At 40.3% G+C, this 24,966-nt stretch carries 21 protein-coding genes; 18 read left to right on the top strand and 3 right to left on the bottom strand.

What is annotated here, in order from left to right; translation table 11 throughout:
- The first annotated feature begins 179 nt into the window (after positions 1 to 179).
- From ACP8HI_RS17590 to ACP8HI_RS17575, 4 genes are all read left to right on the top strand, one after another.
- Complete coding sequence (locus ACP8HI_RS17590; protein WP_438347483.1) at positions 180 to 515, top strand: ArsR/SmtB family transcription factor; 336 nt, start codon at positions 180 to 182, stop codon at positions 513 to 515.
- Between the two features lie 18 nt (positions 516 to 533).
- Entirely contained in the window at positions 534 to 1,487 is a 954-nt protein-coding gene (locus ACP8HI_RS17585) for a cation diffusion facilitator family transporter (RefSeq protein ID WP_438347482.1), read from the top strand.
- A 163-nt stretch (positions 1,488 to 1,650) separates the two neighbouring features.
- Positions 1,651 to 1,857, top strand: coding sequence for a copper chaperone CopZ (gene copZ, locus ACP8HI_RS17580; RefSeq protein WP_438351884.1), 207 nt, complete (start codon positions 1,651 to 1,653; stop codon positions 1,855 to 1,857).
- Positions 1,858 to 1,937: 80 nt separating this feature from the next.
- Positions 1,938 to 4,349, top strand: coding sequence for a heavy metal translocating P-type ATPase (locus ACP8HI_RS17575; protein WP_438347481.1), 2,412 nt, complete (start codon positions 1,938 to 1,940; stop codon positions 4,347 to 4,349).
- A gap of 87 nt (positions 4,350 to 4,436) precedes the next feature.
- Here the strand turns inward: ACP8HI_RS17575 and ACP8HI_RS17570 are convergent, their stop codons facing one another.
- The gene (locus ACP8HI_RS17570) at positions 4,437 to 5,996 is read right to left on the bottom strand and encodes a bifunctional metallophosphatase/5'-nucleotidase (RefSeq protein ID WP_438347480.1); all 1,560 of its coding nucleotides are present in this window, start codon (positions 5,994 to 5,996) and stop codon (positions 4,437 to 4,439) included.
- A gap of 291 nt (positions 5,997 to 6,287) precedes the next feature.
- On the opposite strand from ACP8HI_RS17570, the gene ACP8HI_RS17565 reads away from it, so the two are divergent.
- The 5 genes from ACP8HI_RS17565 (at position 6,288) to ACP8HI_RS17545 (ending at position 10,932) form a co-directional block, all read left to right on the top strand.
- Positions 6,288 to 7,385, top strand: a complete 1,098-nt coding sequence (locus ACP8HI_RS17565) for a phosphate/phosphite/phosphonate ABC transporter substrate-binding protein (RefSeq protein WP_438347479.1) — start codon at positions 6,288 to 6,290, stop codon at positions 7,383 to 7,385.
- An 84-nt stretch (positions 7,386 to 7,469) separates the two neighbouring features.
- Positions 7,470 to 8,255, top strand: a complete 786-nt coding sequence (phnC, locus tag ACP8HI_RS17560) for a phosphonate ABC transporter ATP-binding protein (RefSeq protein ID WP_438347478.1) — start codon at positions 7,470 to 7,472, stop codon at positions 8,253 to 8,255.
- Positions 8,230 to 9,045: a phosphonate ABC transporter, permease protein PhnE gene (phnE, locus tag ACP8HI_RS17555; RefSeq protein WP_438347477.1), complete on the top strand. Its 816-nt coding sequence runs from the start codon at positions 8,230 to 8,232 to the stop codon at positions 9,043 to 9,045. The genes phnC and phnE (ACP8HI_RS17555) overlap by 26 nt, the downstream gene beginning before the upstream one ends.
- Before the next feature lie 11 nt (positions 9,046 to 9,056).
- Positions 9,057 to 9,863: a phosphonate ABC transporter, permease protein PhnE gene (phnE, locus tag ACP8HI_RS17550; protein ID WP_438351883.1), complete on the top strand. Its 807-nt coding sequence runs from the start codon at positions 9,057 to 9,059 to the stop codon at positions 9,861 to 9,863.
- Positions 9,864 to 10,191: 328 nt separating this feature from the next.
- Complete coding sequence (locus ACP8HI_RS17545) at positions 10,192 to 10,932, top strand: glycoside hydrolase family 73 protein (RefSeq protein WP_438347476.1); 741 nt, start codon at positions 10,192 to 10,194, stop codon at positions 10,930 to 10,932.
- A 30-nt stretch (positions 10,933 to 10,962) separates the two neighbouring features.
- Here ACP8HI_RS17545 and ACP8HI_RS17540 read toward each other — a convergent pair whose 3' ends face one another.
- Complete coding sequence (locus ACP8HI_RS17540) at positions 10,963 to 11,823, bottom strand: AraC family transcriptional regulator (protein ID WP_438347475.1); 861 nt, start codon at positions 11,821 to 11,823, stop codon at positions 10,963 to 10,965.
- Between the two features lie 375 nt (positions 11,824 to 12,198).
- Between ACP8HI_RS17540 and ACP8HI_RS17535 the strand changes: the two genes are divergently transcribed.
- The 7 genes from ACP8HI_RS17535 to ACP8HI_RS17505 all read left to right on the top strand — a co-directional run bounded on the left by ACP8HI_RS17535 (position 12,199) and on the right by ACP8HI_RS17505 (position 22,520).
- Complete coding sequence (locus tag ACP8HI_RS17535) at positions 12,199 to 13,497, top strand: alpha-glucosidase/alpha-galactosidase (protein WP_438351882.1); 1,299 nt, start codon at positions 12,199 to 12,201, stop codon at positions 13,495 to 13,497.
- A 247-nt stretch (positions 13,498 to 13,744) separates the two neighbouring features.
- Complete coding sequence (locus tag ACP8HI_RS17530) at positions 13,745 to 15,307, top strand: response regulator transcription factor (protein WP_438347474.1); 1,563 nt, start codon at positions 13,745 to 13,747, stop codon at positions 15,305 to 15,307.
- 27 nt (positions 15,308 to 15,334) lie between these two features.
- Positions 15,335 to 17,173, top strand: coding sequence for a sensor histidine kinase (locus ACP8HI_RS17525; protein WP_438347473.1), 1,839 nt, complete (start codon positions 15,335 to 15,337; stop codon positions 17,171 to 17,173).
- Between the two features lie 4 nt (positions 17,174 to 17,177).
- The gene (locus ACP8HI_RS17520; protein ID WP_438347472.1) at positions 17,178 to 18,692 is read left to right on the top strand and encodes a response regulator; all 1,515 of its coding nucleotides are present in this window, start codon (positions 17,178 to 17,180) and stop codon (positions 18,690 to 18,692) included.
- A 130-nt stretch (positions 18,693 to 18,822) separates the two neighbouring features.
- The gene (locus tag ACP8HI_RS17515) at positions 18,823 to 20,529 is read left to right on the top strand and encodes an ABC transporter substrate-binding protein (RefSeq protein ID WP_438347471.1); all 1,707 of its coding nucleotides are present in this window, start codon (positions 18,823 to 18,825) and stop codon (positions 20,527 to 20,529) included.
- Between the two features lie 84 nt (positions 20,530 to 20,613).
- On the top strand, positions 20,614 to 21,594 hold the full coding sequence (locus ACP8HI_RS17510) for an ABC transporter permease (RefSeq protein ID WP_438347470.1): 981 nt from the start codon (positions 20,614 to 20,616) through the stop codon (positions 21,592 to 21,594).
- 83 nt (positions 21,595 to 21,677) lie between these two features.
- The gene (locus ACP8HI_RS17505; RefSeq protein ID WP_438351881.1) at positions 21,678 to 22,520 is read left to right on the top strand and encodes a carbohydrate ABC transporter permease; all 843 of its coding nucleotides are present in this window, start codon (positions 21,678 to 21,680) and stop codon (positions 22,518 to 22,520) included.
- A gap of 117 nt (positions 22,521 to 22,637) precedes the next feature.
- Here the strand turns inward: ACP8HI_RS17505 and ACP8HI_RS17500 are convergent, their stop codons facing one another.
- Positions 22,638 to 22,991, bottom strand: coding sequence for a winged helix-turn-helix transcriptional regulator (locus ACP8HI_RS17500; RefSeq protein ID WP_438347469.1), 354 nt, complete (start codon positions 22,989 to 22,991; stop codon positions 22,638 to 22,640).
- A gap of 179 nt (positions 22,992 to 23,170) precedes the next feature.
- Here ACP8HI_RS17500 and ACP8HI_RS17495 point away from each other — a divergent pair, with 179 nt between their 5' ends.
- Together ACP8HI_RS17495 and ACP8HI_RS17490 are read left to right on the top strand one after the other, a co-directional pair.
- The gene (locus ACP8HI_RS17495) at positions 23,171 to 24,226 is read left to right on the top strand and encodes an LLM class flavin-dependent oxidoreductase (RefSeq protein WP_438351880.1); all 1,056 of its coding nucleotides are present in this window, start codon (positions 23,171 to 23,173) and stop codon (positions 24,224 to 24,226) included.
- An 18-nt stretch (positions 24,227 to 24,244) separates the two neighbouring features.
- The gene (locus ACP8HI_RS17490; RefSeq protein WP_438347468.1) at positions 24,245 to 24,811 is read left to right on the top strand and encodes an NADPH-dependent FMN reductase; all 567 of its coding nucleotides are present in this window, start codon (positions 24,245 to 24,247) and stop codon (positions 24,809 to 24,811) included.
- Positions 24,812 to 24,966: the final 155 nt, after the last annotated feature.

Raw genomic sequence — 24,966 nt, 5'->3', positions numbered from 1 at the left:
ATAATATCACCTTCCCAACATTATAGTACTATACCCCCCTACGGTATGTAAAGTGTGTAAAGAGATTAAATTCTACAAATGTAAGTTGACAATTAGTAGATTAATGAATTAATGTGTATATGAGCACATGTTCATATATCGATATAATAAACAATCTATCACTGGAGGTGAATCCCACAATGAACGAGGATATGAATAAAGGCGAAACGAACGTTAGTAAAGAGGAGCATTTAGACGAAGAAACATTATTTGTTGTGTCACAAACATTTAAAGCGTTGAGTGATCCAACAAGAATACGTATATTAAACTTGTTATGTTCAGATGAGCATTCCGTTAATGATATCGCAGAAATTTTAAATTTAAGTCAATCGACCGTATCACATCAATTACGTTTCTTAAAAAACTTACGACTAGTTAAGTTCAGAAGAGAAGGCACGACGTTATATTATTCGAGAGATGATGATCACGTTATGAATCTATTAGTACAAGCGATTGAACATGCGGCACATAATTAGGTATAAAGGAGAATTTATATGGGACACAATCATGGGCATGACCACGACCACACACATGGTGCCAATAAAAAGGTATTACTTATCTCATTTTTCATCATTACAGGTTATATGATCGTTGAGGTCATTGGTGGTTTTTTAACAAATAGTCTTGCCCTCTTATCAGATGCGGGACATATGCTAAGTGACTCGATCGCTTTAGCCATTGCTTTAGTTGCATTTATATTAGGAGAAAAAGCAGCGAGTCATAGTAAGACGTTTGGCTATAAACGATTTGAGATTCTAGCAGCTGTGTTAAACGGAGTTACATTAATTGCAATTGCACTATTTATTTTTTATGAAGCGATTAAACGCTTTGCGAACCCACCTGAAGTTGCAACCACAGGGATGCTTATTGTTAGTGTCATTGGATTATTGGTCAACATTGTTGTAGCGTGGATTATGATGCGTGGTGGGGATACTGAGGGTAATTTAAATATGCGTGGGGCATACTTACATGTACTAAGTGATATGCTTGGCTCTGTTGGTGCCATTGCGGCTGCATTACTAATCATGTTCTTTGGTTGGGGTTGGGCAGATCCACTTGCGAGTGTCATTGTTGCGATTCTCGTATTAAGAAGTGGTTTCTATGTAACGAAGGCAGCGATTCATGTATTAATGGAAGGAACGCCATCCAATGTTGATGTCAGCGATGTGATACAGACAATTGAACAAACGAAAGGCATTCAAGGCATCCATGATTTACATATTTGGACGATTTCGAGTGGACTAAATGCACTTTCTTGCCATGCTGTTGTTGATGATGAGCTTACTATTGCCGAAAGTGAAAGCATGTTACGTAAGATAGAACATGATCTTGAACATAAAGGGATTACGCATGTGACGATCCAACTGGAGACAGCGGCACATAAACATGACGAATCGATCCTTTGTACTATAAAAAACGAACCGGCACATGGTCATCACCATCATTAAGAAGCATGTTTCATTAAAATTGATAAGATCGTGGCGCACATATCTTTTGTAAGAGTAAATTTTCTAGTTTACATACCCTAGGAGGGTATGGTATGATGAATTCAAGTTAGTAGAACGAATAATGGAAATTAAAAGAATATTTTATTTAAAGGAGATCATAATGATGCAGAATGTAACATTAAACGTACAAGGAATGTCATGTGGACATTGCGTTAATTCAATAGAAGGAAAGGTAGGTCAATTAGCGGGTGTTGAACAAGTAAAGGTAAACTTAGCGGATGCTCAAGTAGACATAGCATTCGATGAAGCACAAGTAACACTAGTACAAATTAAAGAAACAATTGAAGAACAAGGCTATGATCTAGCATAAATAAACGGAGTGCTCTTGTAGCACTCTATTATTTTCAAAATTTTATACCCCACGGGGGTATTGTGAAGGTGGCAAGTAACATGAGTGTAGAAGTTAAAGAGGCTAATCTGCAAATTACAGGGATGACGTGTGCAGCTTGTGCGATACGTATTGAGAAGGGTTTGAATAAAATGGATGGGGTTGAACAAGCCAATGTCAATTTAGCGCTTGAGAAATCATCGATTAGATATGATCCGACGAAACTTAGTGAAGCAGATTTTGAAAAGAAAATTGAGGCACTTGGTTATGGTGTTGTGAAACAAAAAACAGAGCTAGACATTACAGGGATGACATGTGCAGCTTGCGCAATACGCATTGAAAAAGGATTAAACAAAATTGAAGGAGTCTCATCTGCAAACGTCAACTTAACACTTGAAAAAGCAACGATTGAATTCAATCCATCTGAAGTAGCCATTGCAGAGATCATTGCGAAAGTAGAAAAGTTAGGTTATGGTGCGCATCAAAAAGTGGGTGAGCAGGAATCGGTGGATCATCGTGAAAAAGCAATCCAAATACAAAAACGTAAATTTATTATATCGGCCATTTTATCATTACCATTACTTTGGACGATGGTAGCACATTTTTCATTTACATCTTTCCTTTATCTGCCGGATATCTTAATGAATCCATGGCTACAAATGGCGCTCGCAACACCTGTACAATTCATTGTCGGGAAACAGTTCTACGTAGGTGCATACAAAGCATTACGAAATGGCAGTGCCAACATGGACGTACTCGTTGTTATGGGTACATCCGCCGCTTACTTCTACAGTGTGTACCAAGCGATTATAACAACGGGTTCAAGTCATGCACCTCATCTTTATTTTGAAACAAGTGCGGTACTGATTACACTTATTATTTTGGGTAAATTATTTGAAGCAAAGGCAAAAGGTCGTTCATCAGAAGCGATTAAAAAATTAATGGGCTTACAAGCAAAAACAGCGATGGTTCTACGTGATGGGGTTGAAAGGGAAATTCCATTAGAAGAAGTTGTCATTGGTGACACCGTTTTAGTGAAACCGGGTGAAAAGATCCCCGTTGATGGTGAAGTGTTAAGCGGAAATACAGCCGTTGATGAATCGATGTTAACAGGGGAAAGTCTTCCGGTTGATAAGAAACAGGGTGACGTATTATACGGTTCAACAATTAACAAAAACGGCTTTATTCAAATGAAAACAACTAAAGTTGGTCGTGATACAGCGCTAGCACAAATCATTAAGGTCGTAGAAGATGCGCAAGGTTCAAAAGCACCGATCCAGCGTTTAGCAGATCAAATATCAGGTATTTTCGTGCCTATTGTTGTAGGGATTGCGATTGTCACATTCTTTATTTGGTTTCTATGGGTCAAACCAGGTGAATTCACACCGGCGTTAGAAGTGTTAATTGCTATACTTGTGATTGCATGTCCATGTGCGCTTGGTCTTGCAACACCAACGTCCATTATGGCGGGCTCTGGTCGTGCAGCTGAATTTGGAGTTTTGTTCAAAGGTGGCGAACATTTGGAGCAGACACAAAGTATTGATACCGTCGTTGTTGATAAAACAGGTACAGTGACACATGGTAAACCAGTATTAACCAATGTTGTTATGGCAGATGGGCAAGACGAGAAACATTTCTTATCACTTATCGGTGCAGCAGAGAAACAATCTGAACACCCGTTAGCAGAAGCTATTGTTCAAGGGATTCAAGATAAAGGAATTGAACTAGGAAATGTCCAATTTTTCGAAGCGATTCCTGGTTACGGTATACAAGCAACAGTATCTGGTCAAAGTGTGGTTATTGGGACACGTAAATTAATGCAACAATACGGTATCGATATTTCGAATGTTCTACCTACAATGGAACAACTCGAAGAAAACGGTAAAACAGCGATGCTGGCAGCGATTGATGGGCAGTACGCAGGTCTAGTGGCCGTTGCAGATACAATTAAAGACACCTCGAAAGAAGCTATTCGCCGTCTGAAAGACATGGGGATTACGGTCATTATGATGACAGGTGATAACCAACGTACAGCAACAGCCATTGGTACAGAAGTTGGTGTCGATCACGTTATTGCCGAAGTCCTTCCTGAAGGCAAAGCTGAAGAAGTGAAGAAACTACAAGCAACGGGTAAAAAAGTGGCGATGGTCGGTGATGGTATCAATGACGCTCCGGCTCTTGCAACTGCGAATATTGGGATGGCGATTGGTACTGGGACTGACGTAGCGATGGAAGCTGCTGATATTACACTGATTCGCGGTGACTTGAACAGCATTGCTGATGCGATCATTATGAGCCGTAAAACGATGCGCAATATTAAACAAAACTTATTCTGGGCATTTGCTTATAATATTATTGGTATTCCGATTGCCGCACTCGGGCTACTTGCTCCGTGGGTTGCAGGTGCAGCGATGGCATTCAGTTCGGTATCCGTTGTATTAAATGCACTGCGATTACAACGCGTGAAGTTATAAAGGGAAGGCTTCTTATGAGTTCAGAATTGAACTTAATGGGAAGCCTTTTTATGTATTTCAGGAGAACAAGGAATATATATAGGTGAGTTATGAGTCCCATATGACTTTCCAATTGGGAACGCAAGTAGCTTGAACTACAGCAAATTTAGCAAAATAATCGGCGATTACTTCGGTCATATCTGTCTGAATGTCTTTTATGACGGGACAGTCTGCGAAGTACGGGAAGTTTCCAGCACCAGTGGCACGATAATTATTCATAACAACTTCGTAGTTGCCGTTAAGATCTATAGGTTTCCCTTGATAATCGACGCTAATGATACGATGGCCAATAGGCTCTCGCACATCTATTATATATTCGAGCCCTTCCCACATATCATAGTTATACGGCTGTGCTTTTGGTTGTAGGAACGTGGGATTCACCGCTAATTGGCCATCTTGAATGGTGAAATAGGATGCACACTGTTCAAGGGCATCATGAATCTGCTGTCCAGTAACTTGCAGTACTTTTAACGTATTGGGATAAATATAATTCGTGACGATATCTCGCATGGTTACTTGGTCATTAAAACCGCCAGGTTGATCATGAAATAAAGATGTACAGGATATTGGTGCGTTCGCCACATGCATTTGTACATGTTGTAAAAATTCTATGTAGGGATGCTTATTTACTCGTACATCAAAAGCATTGTTATATCGCAGATCTCCGGTAATATAGCCAATCGGTTCATCTAACCATTGTTCGGTAAGAAGATGCATTTCCCTCGCTTCACGTACCACTCGTTCATCAGGCGGAGTCTGATCATCTACATAATATAGTTTAGGCTCGTGCTGAATCACTTGTTTTGTACCGTTGATCATCTCAACTTCGATGGTAATACCGGCTACACAGACAGCTTTCGTTCCTGGTTGTACAATGGATTTCCCGAATGCTTGGATACAGATTTCCCGATGTTGATGTCCAGTAATCATAATGTCGAAGTCTAACTCTTTACACATTTGATAGCCTTCATTTTCCCCAGTATCTGGCTCAAGTAAGCTACCTGATGTTAGATCATGAGCAAATCCCCCGTGATAACAGAGTATAGTAATATCAACTTGCTCCTTTTCTTTCATGATACCTAACCACTTTTTAGCACTCTCAAAAGCATTTTCAAATTTCAGTCCTTCAATATGACTTGGATCCTCCCATATGCTTACAAAGTGAGTAGTGACGCCAATGATGCCGACTCGAATACCTGCCACTTCCTGAATAAGATATGGATTCATCCAAGTGGATCCGTCTTGGGTATAGATATTGGCTGACAACCATGGAAAGTGTGAAGCTTTGATCGTGTTCTCTAGTACAGGTAACCCATAATTAAACTCGTGATTACCAAACACGGCTAAATCATAGTGTAGTGCATTCGCAGCATTGATGATGGGGTTAGACTGTTCAGGATGAAATCTTTGATGGTAATAAGTTAATGGACTTCCTTGAATGAGGTCTCCATTATCAATCAATACAGTTGGATGTTGTTGTCGTAACTGTTCAATAAGGGTCGCTGCTTTCGCAAGCCCAACGGGTTCTGCTATACCGCGGTAAGTAGTTGGCATAAGATATCCATGGACATCACTCGTTACAAGTATTTGGATTATTCGATTAGACATAAGTAACACCTCTGATTTAATTAATATTTAATTATAAGGTCAAAACTGTATATGTTGTCAATTAGAATCAATTTCATAATTACGCAAACTGATTTAAATGTAACTATATATAGACCGGATAAATCGTTCCGATCAATATATAGTATTCATTTAAGTTGCAAAGGCGATTATGAAATTGATTCTTAACAGGTTGATTATTTTTATTTACAAATCATTTACAGTCTAATGATATTGTCTTTACATTTAGCAAGTATATTAATTGAGTATGTTATTCATAGGAGGGAAATAGAGATGAGAAAATTAGGATTGCTAAGTGTAGCGGTTATGCTGTTATTCGTATTAGCGGCTTGTGGTAATGAGGGATCTGCCAATTCATCAAATAATACAACCAGTGCAAATAATACAACCAATGTAGATAATACTACAGCTCCAAAAGAAGTAACGTCTAATAAAGAAATTAAGAAGCTTTCGGTTGGTTTCGTGCCATCACGTGACCCAGCGGAAATCGTTACAGCGACGGAGCCTTTAAAGAAGCTGCTAACACAAGAGCTTGCAGGTCTTGGCTATGATGTAGGTGAAGTTGAAATTACGGTAGGTACAAGCTATGAAGCTGTTGGAGAAGGATTATCTGCGGGTACAGTTGATGTTGGATTAATACCAGGCGGCACTTATGTTCTCTATGATGATGGTGCAGAAGTTATTCTAACGGCAACTCGCGATGGTTTAAGTAATGATTCTGATAACCCTGTAGATTGGAATAAGAATGAACCTACAGCACCAACTACCAATCAAGCAACTTCTTATCGTGCAATCCTTGTAGCTGGTCCTTCTGAGAAGGGGAAAGCACTAGCTGCAAAAGTAAACAATGGGGAAGCATTGACGTTCGAAGATTTGAATAATGTTTCTTGGAACGTTATGTCATCCTCATCTCCAGCGGGTTATATTTACCCGGCACTATGGTTGAAAGAGAATTTCAGCAAAACAATCACTGATCTATCTCAAGTCGTGCAAGCTGATTCTTATGCAAGTGCATTCGCTCGTCTTGCTGCTGGCCAAACCGATGTGCTTGTCACTTATGCAGATGCACGCAGAGATTATGAAGAAAAATGGACAACAGAATTTACCCGCACAGCTTCCATTTGGGAAGAAACAGATCTAATCGGTGTAATGCCAGCTATCTATAACGATACAGTAAGTGTAAGTAAAAACTCTGAAATCATGGATGAGAGTTTGAAAACTGCATTAGAGCAAGCATTTATCAATATTGGTAATTCTGCTGAAGGTAAAGAAGTAATCGCTATTTATAGCCATGGTGGTTATCAAGTAGCAACAGATGCTGATTATGACAATGAGCGTAAAGCGCAAGAGCTAGTACAACAATTAAAATAGATCACTAATTTTTCTTACAACTTAATTTTATGAAAAATGAGAACATGATTTATGTTCTCATTTTTCACTGATTGGAGTATGTCTATGATTGAATTTAAGCAGGTACACAAACAATATCCGAATGGATTAGTAGCATTAAAAGATATTAATTTGTCGATTGACCAAGGTGAATATGTCGCCATTATTGGGTTATCTGGTGCAGGTAAGTCAACGTTACTACGTTGTATTAATCGAATGCATGATATTTCGGAAGGCATATTGACGGTTGAGGGGATAGAAATTAGTAAACTCAAAGGAAAAGGTATCCGTCAGCTACGTCGGAAGATCGGAATGATCTTCCAATCCTTTAACTTAGTGACAAGAATTTCGGTTATTAAAAATGTATTGGTAGCGTTCGTACCTGAGATGTCATTTTGGCGTAAAACACTTGGGATATTTACAGAAGATGAAAAGAGAAGAGCACTGATGTCGCTAGATAAAGTCGGTATTTTGGATAAGGCGTACGTACGTGTAGATCAATTATCTGGAGGACAACAGCAACGTGTTGCTTTGGCAAGAACACTAGCACAGAACCCAGGAATTATTCTAGCAGATGAACCAGTAGCCTCCTTAGATCCGATTACTGCCAATCAAGTGATGGAAGATTTCAGACGTATTAACCAAGAAATGAATATGACTGTGATTATTAATATTCACCATGTTGAATTAGCCTTGGCTTATGCCACACGTGTCATCGGAATACGAGCTGGTGAAGTTGTATATGACGGTCCTTCACAAGAGGTGAATGATCAAGTACTGCAACTTATATACAATGGTCAAGTAGATAAAGGAGGCAGCGGCAGCCATGCTAACGAAGCTGTTTCCATCTAAAATAATAGAGTTGCCTAATGGAAAAGTCGTCATCCAAAAACGATCGATGACTCCGATCATATTATTAGTTTTTATAGTGCTGATCTATCTTTCCGTGCAGATTACTGATTTTGATCTGCAAAGATTATTTAAACGAATCAATCAGTTTTTTGTCATTATTAATGAAATGATTCCCCCGACATGGGCTTATATGCCGAAGCTATGGGAACCATTAATTGCTACTATAAAGATGTCTTTATTTGGCTCTGCGCTTGGTGCTATTTGTGCATTACCGATCGCGATGTTAGCAGCAAGTAATATTAATCGTAGTCGTTGGATTTCTTCAGTTACAAAATTTATTTTGAGTATACTGCGAACCTTGCCGACTTTAGTTGTAGCGCTGATCGCTACATTTATTTTTGGATTAGGAACGATGGCAGGAACGGTTGCAATTTTCTTGTTTACTATTTCTTATATAGGTAAATTGTTGTACGAGCAGATCGAAAATGCGAATATGGGTGCCTATGAGGCCATGAATGCGATGGGGCTGACAACGATTCAATCGTTCCGGTATGCTATATTTCCACAGGTACTACCTAACTATCTATCGACATCATTGTTCTGTTTTGAGGGGAATGTTCGGTACGCTTCTATATTAGGATACGTTGGTGCAGGTGGAATTGGTTTACTGTTAAATGAGAGTCTTGGCTGGAGAAACTATGCCAACGTGGGGATGATTTTATTGATGCTCGTTTGTACTGTTTTCGTGATTGAAACGATTAGCGAATATTTCCGAAAGAAACTGATGTAGGTGAAAAAATGATGAATGCTATAGATAAACAGTTACAACAAGCTACAAACCGCCATCTACCTAATTTTCTAATCACCGTGGTTGTCCTCATTATTTTTGTGTGGTCAACATCAGCAGTGCAATTGGATAATGTAACAGCAAATGGACTGTCGATTGCGAAAAAAATTTTATTAGGGCTAGTTCAACCAGATACGGAATTCTTGTTTAATTTGACTACTGGTGGGGTTTTATATTTATTGCTTGAAACCATGGCCATCGCCTTTTTAGGAACCATTGTTGGGGCGGTGCTAGCTATTCCACTTGCTTTTCTCTCAGCGTCCAATATTGTGCCGAAGCCAGTAGCCTTTGTGATCCGCTTCTTATTAATTGTCATCCGCACAATTCCACCTATTGTGTATGGGTTAATGTTCATTCGCGTGACCGGGCAAGGTCCTTTTACAGGTGTGCTTACCATATCTCTTACCAGCGTCGGTATGTTATCAAAGCTATATGTTGATGTTATTGAAGATTTAGATACATCTGTGCTTGAATCTATGGAATCCATTGGTTGCACGACAATCGAGAAGATTCGCTATGGTATTCTCCCTCAGTTGTCAGCAATGTTCATATCCATCGTTATTTATCGCTTTGATATGAATCTGCGTGATGCTGCTATTCTTGGGTTAGTTGGAGGCGGTGGGATAGGTGCCCCACTTATTTTTGCGATGAATGCTTATAGCTGGTCGGAAGTAGGATCTATTCTAATTGGCCTTATCGCACTTATTTTAATAGTGGAAGTTGTATCGAATAAAGTTCGCAGTAAATTAGTAAAAGGTTAATCAAATTGATTAAACATATTAGTGTTGAGAATCTAGCCTTTTGAACACGTACTTATAGGTTTAATTGTTGCAGAACAATGGAACAATCGAACAATCAAGCATTCGTCATTATTGATGCTAACTATGAAGATCAAGAAGGTCTGAAAGCAGCAACTTAATGGGGCTAATCCAAGAAGTAGTTTTATACTTCTTGGATTAGCCCTTCTTTTTTTCTTGAAATATGCACATCTACGGAATAGTAAAGTCATCTCTACACAGTCAAAAATACAAGCATTTCATAGATTCATAGCATTTAATATAGAAACTTCAAAGAAAGGGAGGGTGGATCATGAGCAGACAATATACCCAATCAGCATTTTTTGTATTACTCGCCCCGATTGTCGTCAAGGTACGGAGTGAAGGGTCGAAGATGCTTCCGAGTGTTCGCTTAGCTCAAAATTGGCTTGAGACCGGTGGCAAGATCCACGATTGGAATAACCTCGGGGGATACAAAGTAGGCAATGGCTCCACCAATGCATATTGGAAAGGAAAAAGCGTAAGCACGTCAACATGGGAGGTATACGATGGTCGTTCAGTTACAACAACGGCTAACTGGCGTGTCTATGATTCTATTTATGATTTCTATAAAGATCAAGATTTACTCTTTGCCAAAACGAGGTATGCCCGTGTGCGTGCAGCTACAACGCCTGAGCTGCAGACGGCTGCTCTATACGCTTGTGGCTACGCAACGGATCCGAATTATGCTAGTAAGTTGATGAGTATCATTAAAGCTAATGATTTAACTAAATACGATACGCTATCTAAGGAGGATGAAGAGATGACCAAAGAGGAAAAGGCTATATTTATAACATTGCAAACTACGGTTAAGACGCAAGCCAAACAAATCGCAGATCTAGAAAGACGGCTAAACCTCTCGGGTAAAGAGACGTATGCGATCCATTATGCAGAAGCTGTAAATGCTGCCAAAGCTGCGGGAGCTATTACGACCTCAGAGGATAAGTCGAAAATAGAGCTAAACATGATTCAGATGCTGCATAATTTAGGACTGTTTAAGAAAGTAGGCCAGTAATCTTAGAACATACGCAAGAAGAGACTAGCTTTACCTGCAGCCATAATCTCGCCCGGGTTGCTGCAAGCGATATTCCGAGGGTGTGGTGCCGCACCATTTCTTGAATTGTCTGGAGAAATAGAGCGCATCCTGATACCCGACAGAGGAAGCAATCTGCTCAATTGTTAAGCGTTCCTGAAGCAGTACCTTGGCACGTTCCATACGGATATTCTGCAAGTAACTGATTGGTGATAAGCTAGTTTGTTGCTTGAAAATTTTGGATAGGTAGGTGCGGTGATAACCGAGTGAATGGGCCATCTCTGCAATGGTGATGGGCTTGGAATACTGCAGATTGAGCCAGCGAATAGCATGCTCTACCTGGTGCTGTGTTGGATGCTCGGACCCGCTACGGGCGGGAACGGCGTCATTATGCTTGACCCATTCGGCAAGCAACAGTCGTAAATAACCTTCGGCTCGGAGGTCAGATGCAGCATCTCCAGCATGGAGTACACGATATACGTTGTGGAACAAGGTGGCGATGTTACGACTTCTTTTCGTGTGTAGTGTAGGAGAATGTGGTGAAATATCTTGTAGGCTTAGCAACTGATCCGCCATGACGCCTTTGAACCCGATCCAACGGTAGTGCCAAGGGTCTATTTCGTCGGATTCATAACGGACTAGCTCTCCTGGATAAATAAAAAAGTGATCACCAGGTCCTAGCTCATAATCTTTTCCTAGACAACGAAAACGCCCTTTACCCGAAACGACATAATGAACCAAATGATAGTCTAACACCTGCGGACCGGCTAAATGATATGGTTCTGTATGCTGTTCACCAGCGAAGAGCACGACGAGTTCCCCCTTGCTGGGAAAAGGATTTATCGCAACTGAAGGTTGTGTATAGGACATCATGGTTAATTCCCTTCTTCCATCTATTATAAGAGGTTGTTCAAAAAGTCATCTTTTGATCACGAAGTATATCAAGAGGCTTATTCGACATCGAAGATTGAATTCAGCCGGTCCTTCCGGTGCTCACGTAGGGACTGCCTACGCTCCGCTCCTCACTCCCTTGCTTCATCCAATCTTCTGAAGCGTTTTGAAGAAACGCAGCATCGTAAGCATATACTTTAGTGCTGAAAATTTGACTTTTTGAACTCGCACTATAGGTTCATTATATACGAGAAACTACAAATCTCCATATAGAAGTGGATTTCATCTATGTGATTATACCAAGGTGAAGTGTAGAGTGTATGTATAGTAAACGCTAACACACTTAGGAGGTCAATGATGGATAAAATTACATTTCTCGGAGCTGGAAGTTCGGTTTTTGCCAAAAATGTACTAGGAGATTGCATGCTGACGCCTGCACTTCAGAATTTCGAATTAGCGCTGTTCGATATTGATATGGAGCGGCTTAAGGATTCAGAGAATATGCTTAATAATATAAAAAATACATCGGGTAGTACCTGCCGGATAAAAGCCTACACGGATCGTAAAGAGGCGCTGCGTGGTGCAAAATTCGTGATCAATGCCATTCAAGTTGGTGGTTATGATCCATGTACGATTACTGACTTTGAGATACCAAAGAAATATGGCTTGCGCCAAACGATTGCAGATACGTTAGGGATCGGCGGTATTTTCCGTAATTTGCGGACCATTCCGGTTGTCTTGGATTTCGCCCGTGATATGCAGGAAGTATGTCCAGATGCACTATTCTTGAACTACACGAACCCGATGGCGGTGTTAACGAACGTAATGAGTACACATGGCGGTATCCAAACCATCGGTCTATGTCACAGTGTTCAGACATGTATGTCTGATTTGTTTAAGAATTTGGAAATGGATACGACGGGCGTACAGACTAGAATCGCTGGAATCAATCATATGGCGTGGCTACTAGAATGTAAGAGGGATGGTGTCGATCTATATCCGGAAATTAAGCGTCGTGCACGGGAGAAGCAAAAGGAAAAGCACAGCGATATGGTGCGTTTCGAGCTCATGTTCCGTTTCGGTTACTACGTGACGGAGTCGTCTGAGCATAGTTCAGAGTATCATCCATATTTCATCAAGCGTAACTACCCAGAGCTGATTGAGCGCTTTAACATTCCATTGGATGAGTATCCGCGCCGTTGTGTCGATCAGATTGAGAAATGGTCCACGATGCGAGATGATATGGTCAACAATAAAGATTTAAGTCATGTACGTTCACATGAGTATGCATCGTATATTTTAGAGGCGATGGAGACGGGGATCCCATACAAAATTGGTGGTAACGTGATGAACACGGGCCTCATTACGAATCTTCCGAAAGAGGCATGTGTCGAGGTGCCTTGTCTGGTGGATCGTAGTGGAGTAACGCCAACGTATGTCGGCGACCTGCCGCCGCAGCTTGCTGCACTTAACCAAACCAACATTAATACACAATTACTTACGATTGAAGCAGCGATGACCCGCAAACGCGAGCATATTTACCACGCAGCGATGCTAGATCCACATACGGCTGCGGAACTTTCGATCGATGATATCGTGGCGATGTGCGACGACATGATTGAAGCGCACGGCGACTGGCTACCGAAGTACGAGTGATAAATATAGTAAAGAGAGGTCAGGGCGAAAGCTCTGGCTTTTTTCAAATATAAGAAAGTATAAGATTCACTTGAAACTCTATTCCTTATATTTCGACAGAGACGGATGTCGCCCTTGAGAAAGGACGCTAACCGTCTCTGTTTGGTTATTATTGTTTCGTGAAGATGAGGTTCTAGTGTAGAATAATGTTAACGCTTACATGTAAGGCGAAATGATCTGATTATCTCGGGCTTGAAGGAGGAGCAGAATGAATAAAGTCCTTATTGTTGATGATGAACCTTATGTCCTTGAAGGATTAAGATTAATGATAGATTGGGCGAAGTATGGGTTCGAGCTGTGCGGAGAAGCGGCGGATGGGGAAGAAGCTTATGAGATCATGAGAAGAATAGAGCCAGATCTGGTCATTACGGATATCGACATGCCTTACATGAATGGTCTGTCACTGATTCGCAGAACACTGGCGGAGTCCAATTACAGGCCTAAATTTGTTATATTGAGCGCTCATGCCGATTTCGTGTACGTACAGACTGCGATCCGGTATAAGGTGAATAATTACATACAGAAACCTATTATTACAGAAGAAGTGGAAGAGGTTCTATACAAGCTGAGCCAAGAAATAGCGGAAGAACGGAAACAGCAATGTAAGGATGTTGAGAACAGAAAGATGACATTAGTCTCCACAATCTCCAAATGGATCCGTGGAGAAAATATAGATGAGATCACTCCGCATGTATCGGAGTGGCTCGGATTAAAGAAACCTACCTCCTTTAGAATCTTATTGGTGGAGCTTGAGATGGATGAGCATGCCCCCGTCAGGGTTATCTCTAAATCGGTTATGGAACAGATTGGTGAACAACTCAGCACAACAATAATGTCTTGGTGTAGTTGTTCATTGTTTAATGAACCAGAGGGTCGCATTGGTATCCTGCTTGTCGATGGTCCAACGATTCGAAGAACTTTGGAAAGTCATTTATCTAAGTTCGCCACATGGGTAAGATCCAGTTATCAACTGGATATCTCATTCTATATAAGTGGACAAGGGTATGGGATAAGTGAGTTGCATGAATTATACAAACAGGCTTTACACGCTAGGGTGTTTAGAATTTCGATGAGCAAGGCAGGAGTATTCTTCTTTGTACCTCAAATCAAAAGCACGTTATTTAGCGATACACTGAATAAACATATCGAAATTCTAATTGATTTAGTGAAGCGTGGATTTATTGGCGAACTTACAGGGCAGATCAGCTTGATCTTTGTAGAGTTCAGCAAGATGAGGGTAGATTACCAGGATATTTTGAACTATATCATGATGATCAGATCGCAGTTGATTGACACGATGTTGCAATGGAATGATGGCGTGGATATTCCTGTCGGTGTGTCTTCGATTCATGTGGAAGGACCCGTTCATATTACGGAACTGAGAAGATATCTTGTGGATATGTGTATCGCAACAGTTTCTAAGCTACAGGAATTAAAGAAGGAGAAATTCGGCTCAGATCCGTTGTACGAACTCATAGAATATGTGAAGGAGAATTATAATCAGAAACTAAAGCTTCAAGACCTAGCCGATCAGTTCAACATGAATCCAGTTTACCTTGGTCAATATTTCAAGAAGAATAAGGGAATGACCTTCAATGTCTATATCCATCATTTAAGAATTGAAGAGGCGAAGAAGTTATTGCGCAGGACGGATCTGAAGATAGAATATATCGCGAAGAAAGTTGGCTACTCCGATACGGAATATTTTGTAGAAAAATTTAAAGGGCTAACGGATTGCATCCCTTCTATTTATAAGAAGAATAATTCATGAGCGCAAGTATCTCAGGGGGTAGATCGGGTGGCGAATCAGTCTATTAAGGGATTTAATAATATCATTAATGATATTCCATTGAAGTATAAATTTCTATTGATTTACTTACTATGCGTACTTATTCCGATTATAGCGATCAATCTATTCTTTAATAATCAAGTATCCCAGAATATTCGAATCCGTGAACAAGAGAACATTGCAATCTCAATGAACCGGGCAACGGTGGAAGTGACAAGGACGATCGAAGAGTTGGTCGGACTAAGTTACACGATATCTACTGATCGAGCATTGTACGAGGCGATGGATCGGACTTATGAGAGTCCCCTGGAATTTTATCAGGCTAATGACACTATCTTACGGAACAAACTGAAAGTACATCTGCCGGTCCACCCTAATCTACTGGAATTGGGCATTTATACGAATAACGATACAATTGCAAGTGGCGGAGAGTATTTCTATTTAGATAAACAGCTGAGAGAAACATCGTGGTACAAGAAGCTTCAATCCTCTACGGATCAAGTGATGGTATACGCCTATACCAATCAAGCATCACTATTCCCGAATAAACCTGCCAGACGCATTAGTATTATATATAGACTAGATTATTTCTTGGAACTTCGAACGTATGATAAATATTTAAAGATAGATCTTAGTATGGATAAAATGAACGATATCCTGAATAGTGAGCGAGATTATCTGGAGTTTCGATTGGTAGATAATAACGACCGTATCGTGATGAGCAGTCGACAAATGGATAGTACAGGCTCCCCTGAGATGCAGCCACTAATGGATGATCTAGGTGATGAGACTGTTCACTTCGAAAGAGCCTTAGGAAGTGCTAATTATATGAGAGGATGGAAATTAATAGGGATATCAAATCACAATGAAGTTTCAGATGGGGTTACACAATCACAAAGATTTACGATTGCTTTAATGATTGTTAGCACATTCATACCTACTGTATTAATCGTTATTATATTAAGATCCTATCATTACCGGATGAATAGGCTGTCTAGGCAGATGAAAAAGGTAAGAAGTGGACGATTTGATCCGCTTCTTCTAACGGAAGGAAAGGATGAGATCGGTGGATTGATCCAAAGTTATAATCTGATGACTGGCATGATCAATTCGCTTATTAATGATGTATATAAATTAGAGATTCAGAAGAAGGATTTAGAGCTTGAACGGGTTCGTGCGGAGTTGAATTTCTTACAGAGCCAGTTGAACCCACACTTTCTGTTTAATACTTTAAATGCCATGCTGGTAGTCAGTACGAAGAACGAATATACCCAGATTACGGACATTATTAAGAATCTATCTTTGATTTTACGTCGATTGTTAAGTTGGACAGATGATCTTGTAACACTGCAAGAAGAAGTGCATTTCACTGAAATGTATTTGCAAATCGAGAAGTTTCGCTTTAGGGAGCGATTCGATTACACGTTGACTATTGATGAGTCTGTATTACTCTACACAATACCTAAGATGAGCATCCAACCACTAGTAGAGAATGCATGTAAGCATGGATTTCAGGCGACTAGGGGGATTCGTAACATTCATATTACTGCTCAAGTTACGGAAGGGAAACTTGTCGTATCTGTAGGGGATAACGGAATGGGAATGGATGAGAATAGAATACAAGAGATCATTGAATCCACCCGAGCAACTGATTATTCTGGTACACATGTTGGAATCCGGAATGTGTATAAAAGGCTTGAACTGTACTACGATGGATACGTAGATTTTCGGATAGAGAGCCGGTTGGGTCGGGGTACTCAGGTGGAATTCTCCATTCCATTAAGCCATATTCAAAGAGCGGGTTCAGATATAGATAGAAATATAAACTCTTCTCAAGAGGGAAGGTGATCTCGTGTATAGAGTATTATTAGTCGATGATGAACCTCTCGGCATCGAAGCCCTGATGATCATGATCGATTGGGCTAGCTTAGGGTTTGAGATCTGCGGAGTCTGTGAGAACGGGATAGAAGCGCTGCAAGCGATCGAGGATTATGCTCCTGATATTATCGTTACGGATATTGAAATGCCTATCATGAATGGTCTCGATCTGATTGAGCAGAGCAAGCTCCAAGGTAAACAGGATATTATATTTATAGTCCTTAGCGGATATAGCCAATTCGAATATACGAGGCGGGCACTTGCATATGGTGTCCATCATTATTTGCTGAAGCCTATCATGGATACAGAAGCAACGGAGTTACTAACTGGAGTGTATGACATATTGGAACGTCGGCAGGATCAATCCGACATCGCGAAGTTCGCACAACGAACTCAGTTAGAACGAAACTTAACTGACCTTGTAAACGGTGATATTGATGAAAGGGATGATCATAAGTTTAATGAGCTTGCCCTGCTATCTGGTCATGCGAGCCGTTGGTTTTGCATTCGTTTTCTAGTTGAGGTAACTGCATGTATGGGTCTACGTGAGGCTGTGAAGCGTTGTATAGAAGGTCAGGAGCAGATCATTATGATTGATTCTGATACATACTCCTTCGGGATCATATACGGTCTTCAGGCTTCAGAAGATATTAGACAGGTGATGGATTCTCTACTTCTATCCATTCAGGAACAAACTGGAGTCAGATTCAGTATGTCTATCGGACGATTGACCGATGATTTGCGAAAGATTGGAGAATCCTATAAGGATGCCTTACAAGCATCGGCCTACCTCTTTTTCATGAAAGGACACCCTATTGTATATTATGAAGATATCATGAATCATGGCATCCGTTATGATCCTTCCATGTTAAGTAAATCGACTAGTATCCTGCATATGTTGGAGTGTGCGAATCCTACACTATTACAAAAAGAGATTGATGAAGTATTCCATGAGTTCCAATCTAATTGGACCTCGCCAGCCATAACTATTATGTTTATACATCATATTGTGTATCAGAGTTTTCTCATTTTACAGGAATTAGGGCAATCCTTCGAAGGGCATGAACAGCTATCGTTACACGATCTACTTAAGCCCACGTATTCTTTACAAGATATGAAGCATTGGCTGATGGAGTATTGTAGAGAATTTCAACAACGATTCAATGATATTCGTGATTATAAAGCAGGGGGTATTTTAGAACAGGCTAAGATATATATAACGGAGAATTACTTGGAACCTATAACGATTAAGGATCTGGCTAACCAATATTACTTGCATCCAGTCTATTTAGGCAAAGCATTTAAGGACAGGTATGGCATAGGCATTCAGGAGTACGTGAACAACTTACGGATTGATGAAGCGGTGAGAATGTTTAAGGAGACGGACCATAAGGCTAGCCAAATTTCCGAGAGAGTTGGGTACGGTAGTTATTCACAATTTCTAAAGTATTTTGAGAGAAGGATGGGACATAAGCCGGGTGATGTCTGATGTACCTATTTCTGCTTGTAAGATTTATATTTGTGGGGGGTAGACCTTTAATTTAAGAATTGTAGACGCGCAGATTTAATTTATAATAATAACTGTAAGCGTTTACAACTTATTTGAAGGGGGTTAGTTAATGGGCGTAACGAGAAAGAAATCGTTAGCGACAGTATTGACTTGTATGATGATATTCAGTGTCGTCATGATGGGCTGTAGTAACAACACGTCGAATACAGAAACGAATACAAAAAACAACACAGAGACCAATACAAAAACTCCAAGTGTGGTCACTGAAGACACTGTTAAGCAAGATCCGATTAAGATCTCTGTGTATAATGGCGCTCCTGGCCAAGTAGCAACTGGGAGTAACAAAATTTATAAGAAAATCCAAGAAGAGCTTGGTGCTACCTTTGAAATGGAATTCCTCGTCGGTGATGGGGAGCAGAAGCTTGGCGTGATGATTGCTGGGGGTGAATACCCGGATTTGATTACAGCAGATACGAAGTTAGTCGCTGCTGGTGCAGTCATTCCCTTAGAAGATTTACTTGAAGAACATGCTCCGAATTTGATGAAGCATTACGGACCTTATCTAAATAGGATGAAAGACTCTAGCGACGGGCATATTTATTGGTTGCCTAACTACGGAGTTTATACTGGAGCATTTAATGAAACGTGGTATGGTGGTCCAGCATTCTGGATTCAGAAGGCTGTTCTCAAGGAATTCGGTTATCCGAAAGTAACTACGCTGGATGAATACTTTGATCTTATTCAACAATACAAAGAAAAATACCCGCAAATTGATGGACAACCGACAATCGGATTCTCAACCCTTGCCTTTGATTGGCGTACATTTGGACTTAAGAACGCACCGCAGCATTTGGCTGGCTATCCGAATGATGGCAACGTGACGGTAGATAACAACGTAGCACAGATCTTCGCGGATAAACAAATCGCGAAAGATTATTACAAGAAGTTAAGCGATGCCAATGCACTAGGAATGATTGATAAAGAAGCGTTTGCTCAGAACTATGATCAATATCTAGCTAAACTATCAAGTGGTCGTGTGCTTGGGATGTTTGATCAGCACTGGAACTTCCAGCCTGCTGAAGACTCTCTTCTTACACAAAAGAGAGATGATCGTACTTATGTAGGTATCCCTCTTGTCTATGATGCTAATGTTACAGATTGGTACCGTGACCGTCCGCCTATTAACCTGAATAATGGTTATGGAATTAGTGTGGATGCTAAGGACCCCGTTCGCATTATCAAATTATTAGATGCATTACTGGATGAGGAATGGCAGAAGACATTGCAATGGGGTATAGAAGGTGAAGATTATCTGGTAGATGCAGAAGGTATGTACTACCGCACTCAAGAAATGCGTGATGAGCAGGTAGATCCTGCATGGAGACTTGCCAATCGTGCACAATATATATTGGAATATATGCCTAAGATCCAAGGTTCGTTCAGTGATGGAAATGCGAATGCCGCTGGTTCGCAAGTTAAGGAATTTACGGATGGCCTGAAACCGTTGGACAAAGAAGTCTTGGATGCATATGGGCATAGTATGTGGACTGAATTCTTCGCACCACCGCCAGAGAATCCTATTCATTACGCGGCATGGCAGATTGACCTTGTCGAAGGTTCAGACGCAAGCGTAGCTGATACGAAGATCAATGATATTTCATTGAAGTTCTTGCCGAAGGTTATTTTATCTAAGCCTGCTGATTTCGATAATGTCTGGAATGAGTACTTAGGCGAACTTGGCAAAGCGAATGTTAAAGCCTATGAAGATCGAGTGAACGAACAGATCAAGTGGCGTGTTGATAATTGGAGTGAGTAAGTAAGAAGTATATTGAAGAGGAAGGTATGATGCGAACTGCTTCATACCTTCCCTTTTTCAAAGGAATGGGAGGGGCGACAGATCATGTCTGAAACTGAATTGCGCGTGTCAAAACATAATAAAGTCCCCAAGAGGAGCCCTAAATTAAATCCTAAGCCAAAGGGATGGAAAGTATTTCGTGATCAGAGACAATTACTTTTCATGTCAGTTCCGGTCATGCTCTACATTATTTTGTTTTCCTACATACCCATTTGGGGCTGGTCTATGGCTTTCCAAGAATTCAAGCCAGCAAAGGCCTTTGCAGATCAGAGTTGGGTAGGTCTTAAGCATTTTCGTTTTCTATTCACAGATGAGACATTTCTTCGTGTACTTCGCAACACGTTGGCCATGAGTTCGATCAATATGATTTTAGGCTTCGTGACAGCTATCGTGTTCGCTATATTACTCAATGAGATTAGATCCAAGTACTTCAAGAAGACCGTACAGACGATTTCATACTTACCACACTTTCTTTCCTGGATTATTGTAACGGGTCTTGTTGCCAATTCATTAGCTATTGAAGATGGAATTGTGAATATCTTACTAATAAAGATTGGGTTTATTGATAATCCAATCATGTGGTTAAATGAAGGGAAGTATTTCTGGGGCATTGTGGGAGCATCTCATGTATGGAAGGAAGTCGGTTGGAACGCAATTATTTATCTGGCTGCGATTACTTCAATAAGTCCGGCACTTTATGAGGCGGCGGATATCGATGGGGCGAATCGCTATCAGAAGATGATGTATATAACGATACCGGGTATTAAATCGATTATTATCATTCTATTAATTATGAACTTGGGATGGATCTTGGAAGCTGGATTTGAGGTTCAATATTTGCTAGGTAATGGCCTTGTCGTAGATTGGTCGGAGACGATTGATATTTTCGTACTGAAATATGGGCTTCGAATAGGTAACTATTCACTTGCAACAGCTGCCGGAATATTTAAGACCATCGTCAGCATCACCCTCATCTTTGCTGCGAATACTATCGCCAAACGTCTTGGCGAAGAGAGATTGATCTGAGGAGGTCTATTACAGTGAAAAGGAAATTAACTCAGTCGGGTCATTGGGAACCGGTTGTATTTCATACTCTGAATACGATATTTATGCTTTCATTAGCGGTTATTACGCTGTATCCATTCTTAAATACACTTGCGGTATCCTTCAATTCTGGAATCGATACGGTTCGTGGTGGTATCTATTTATGGCCAAGATCTTGGACATTGCAAAATTATCGTGCGGTATTTATCACCGGAACTGTGCTGAATGCATTCTGGATTTCAGTAGCAAGGACGGTCATTGCTACGGTCCTTAGTGTTCTGCTAACGTCGATGCTCGCGTACGTACTCAGTCGGACAGACTTTTATTTCCGAAAGTCATTTACAATAATTGTTGTCATGACGATGTATTTCAATGCGGGACTGATTCCCTATTATTTCTTGATTAAAGATTTACACATGCTGAATTCCTTCTATGTATATATCATACCGGGACTTGTTAGCGGATTTAATCTCATCGTCATACGAACTTATATACGAACCCTATCAGAAAGTTTGTTTGAGTCTGCTAAAATTGATGGTGCTGGAGATTTTAGAATATTCCTGCAAATTGTTCTCCCATTGTGTAAACCAGTACTAGCTACAATTGCTCTATTTGTTGCTGTAGGTCAATGGAATTCTTGGTTTGATACGTTCTTATTTGCATCATCCAAGCAGCATTTAAGTACATTACAATATGAATTGATGAAGTTATTGTCATCAACGATGAATTCGAATAGTAATCCTGGGATGACGGCAGGGATGGATCAAGATACAGCGCGAAATATGATTACCCCAATCTCTATTCGTTCAGCGATCACGATTGTAGCTGCACTACCGATATTGGTTGTATACCCATTTATGCAGAAATACTTTGTGGCCGGCCTTCAACTAGGTGGTGTTAAGGAGTAAGATGACTTAAATATACTGTGACAATATCATCATTATTCGATACGAATGCGATTCTTAATGTTGAAGGATTTACCACTACGATGGAAAAAATGATAACGCAACAACAATCCATCTCAGTTATTGTGAGATGGATTGTTGTTGTGCTTTCTCTATTTTATGCAATGTATGCGCAGTTCCCCAATCATGCATGGCGACTAGAATGGGTTCTAAGCCCTTTCCGTATTCAGTAATTGAATACTCTACCTTTGGTGGCACTTGAGCATACACTTTCCGTGTAACAATATCCTCTTCCTCTAATTCGCGCAGCTGGTTCGTTAACATCTTCTGTGTGATTCCTGGTATTCTTCGTTTTAGTCCGCTGAATCTATGTGTGCCATCCTGCAATAGAATTAATAATATAATGGGTTTCCATTTCCCTACTAATATACCTAAAGCATCTTCTACACGGCATAATTCCGGCTGCATGTCCATCGTATTCCACTCCTCAGTATCCTTTTGTATACTATACCACTTTCGTGTACGTACTTATATTAATGTCGCTTAAGACTTATACTAATATTAAATAAAGGAATTTGATAGTTATACAAAAAAGTTACCAGTTGTATCAGCGACGTTGGTATATGCTGATATATAGAAAGGTTGATAGAGAAGTGGATAAATATCGTATTGACCAAAGTAAGGGACTAGAATTTGGGCTATATACACTTGGAGATCATATACCTGATCCGCTTACAGGAGAACGTATTTCTGCAGAGCAGCGCATACATGAAATTATTGATTTAGCTAAGCTAGCGGAGCAAGCGGGCATTGACTTTTTTAGTGTCGGTGAAAGCCATCAGGAATATTTCGCAACGCAGGCACACACGGTTGTGTTAGGAGCCATTGCTCAGGCAACAAGTACAATTAAAATCGCCAGCTCTTCTACAATTATTAGTACATCTGATCCTGTTCGCGTGTACGAGGATTTTGCAACGATTGATTTAATTTCGAGAGGGCGTACTGAGATTATTGCCGGTCGTGCTTCGAGAATAGGGCTTTTTGATTTATTAGGATATAATGTTCGTGATTACGAGGAATTGTTCGAAGAGAAGTTTGATTTATTATTGAAAATAAATGAAGAGGAAGCCGTCAATTGGAGTGGGGAATTCCGCGCCCCATTGAATAACGCCAAGGTTATTCCACGTCCGCGAAACGGCTCATTACCGATTTGGCGTGCAGTTGGGGGGCATCCTGCCAGTGCGATTAAGGCAGGTTATGCGGGAGTTCCAATGTTTCTAGCTACCCTAGGTGGACCGGCTACAAGTTTCAAAACATCTATTGATGCTTATCGTGGAGCTGCCGAGCAGGGCGGTTTTGATTCCAAGTCACTACCAATAGCAACTGCAGGATTCTTCTATGCTGCAGAGACGACACAACAGGCACAAAGCGAGACATATCCCTATATTAATCAAGGAATGCAGCTAATTAACGGACGTGGTTATCCGAAACAGCATTTTGCACAAGGTGCGGATCCGCGCGACGTCATGAATATTGGTAGCCCACAGCAAATTATTGAGAAGATACTCTATCAGTATGAACTATTTGGTCATCAGCGCTATATTGCACAGATGGATTTTGGTGGCGTATCATTTGATAAATTGATAAGAAATATTGAGTTGATCGGAACAGAAATTTTACCGGCGATAAAAAAATATACAGCAAAATAAACGTAGGAGCCATCTAATATGAAAATAGTAGGGTTATCAGGTTCAATTGTTGGTTCAAAGACACGCACCGCTATGAACTATACTTTAGCATCAATCACTGAGAAATATCCTAATGCAAAGGTTACATTAATAGACTTAGCTGACTATGATGTTCAATTTAGTGACGGTCGTAGTTACTTGGAATATGAAGGCGATACAGGATTTGTTACACAAGCGATCATGGAAGCAGATGCTATTATCATTGGAACTCCTATTTTTCAGGCATCTATTCCTGCGACGTTAAAGAACATCTTTGATTTACTACCAGTTAATGCTTTTCGCGATAAAATCGTGAGTATGCTTGTAACAGCAGGATCGCCGAAGCATTACTTAATTGTAGAGCAACACTTAAAACCTATTTTAGCTTATATGAAAGCACAGATTGTTCAAACATATGTATTTATTGAAGAGAAGAACTTCCTTCGCAAAGAAATTGTAAATGATGATGTGTTGTTCCGGATTGAGCGTCTAGTTGAGGATACGGTTGTGTTAACAGAAACGTATAAGAAAATTCGCGAATCCAAAGAAGCAGAATACAACTTTTAAGAATAATGATGATTTGCGTAAATGGAAAACCCAATGCCATGTAGGTGTTGGGTTAAATATGATTCTGATACGCTTATGTTGTTTACAGATTGTTAAACAGTAGGTAGAATGAATGCATGTAAGCGCTACATTATATAAAGTAGCTATGATCTACA

Source organism: Paenibacillus sp. FA6 (genome assembly GCF_051550225.1).
Classification (GTDB): Bacteria; Bacillota; Bacilli; order Paenibacillales; family Paenibacillaceae; genus Paenibacillus_AQ.
Note: the sequence above shows the minus strand (reverse complement) of the source record. Positions and strands in the feature narration are given on the sequence as shown.

Bases quoted from the DNA above. Each gene is read 5' to 3' on its own strand.
- ACP8HI_RS17590 (WP_438347483.1), top strand. From the start codon at position 180: ATGAACGAGGATATGAATAAAGGCGAAACGAACGTTAGTAAAGAGGAG.
- ACP8HI_RS17585 (WP_438347482.1), top strand. From the start codon at position 534: ATGGGACACAATCATGGGCATGACCACGACCACACACATGGTGCCAAT.
- copZ (WP_438351884.1), top strand. From the start codon at position 1,651: ATGCAGAATGTAACATTAAACGTACAAGGAATGTCATGTGGACATTGC.
- ACP8HI_RS17575 (WP_438347481.1), top strand. From the start codon at position 1,938: ATGAGTGTAGAAGTTAAAGAGGCTAATCTGCAAATTACAGGGATGACG.
- ACP8HI_RS17570 (WP_438347480.1), bottom strand. From the start codon at position 5,996: ATGTCTAATCGAATAATCCAAATACTTGTAACGAGTGATGTCCATGGA.
- ACP8HI_RS17565 (WP_438347479.1), top strand. From the start codon at position 6,288: ATGAGAAAATTAGGATTGCTAAGTGTAGCGGTTATGCTGTTATTCGTA.
- phnC (WP_438347478.1), top strand. From the start codon at position 7,470: ATGATTGAATTTAAGCAGGTACACAAACAATATCCGAATGGATTAGTA.
- phnE (WP_438347477.1), top strand. From the start codon at position 8,230: ATGCTAACGAAGCTGTTTCCATCTAAAATAATAGAGTTGCCTAATGGA.
- phnE (WP_438351883.1), top strand. From the start codon at position 9,057: ATGAATGCTATAGATAAACAGTTACAACAAGCTACAAACCGCCATCTA.
- ACP8HI_RS17545 (WP_438347476.1), top strand. From the start codon at position 10,192: ATGAGCAGACAATATACCCAATCAGCATTTTTTGTATTACTCGCCCCG.
- ACP8HI_RS17540 (WP_438347475.1), bottom strand. From the start codon at position 11,823: ATGATGTCCTATACACAACCTTCAGTTGCGATAAATCCTTTTCCCAGC.
- ACP8HI_RS17535 (WP_438351882.1), top strand. From the start codon at position 12,199: ATGGATAAAATTACATTTCTCGGAGCTGGAAGTTCGGTTTTTGCCAAA.
- ACP8HI_RS17530 (WP_438347474.1), top strand. From the start codon at position 13,745: ATGAATAAAGTCCTTATTGTTGATGATGAACCTTATGTCCTTGAAGGA.
- ACP8HI_RS17515 (WP_438347471.1), top strand. From the start codon at position 18,823: ATGGGCGTAACGAGAAAGAAATCGTTAGCGACAGTATTGACTTGTATG.
- ACP8HI_RS17510 (WP_438347470.1), top strand. From the start codon at position 20,614: ATGTCTGAAACTGAATTGCGCGTGTCAAAACATAATAAAGTCCCCAAG.
- ACP8HI_RS17505 (WP_438351881.1), top strand. From the start codon at position 21,678: ATGCTTTCATTAGCGGTTATTACGCTGTATCCATTCTTAAATACACTT.
- ACP8HI_RS17500 (WP_438347469.1), bottom strand. From the start codon at position 22,991: ATGGACATGCAGCCGGAATTATGCCGTGTAGAAGATGCTTTAGGTATA.
- ACP8HI_RS17490 (WP_438347468.1), top strand. From the start codon at position 24,245: ATGAAAATAGTAGGGTTATCAGGTTCAATTGTTGGTTCAAAGACACGC.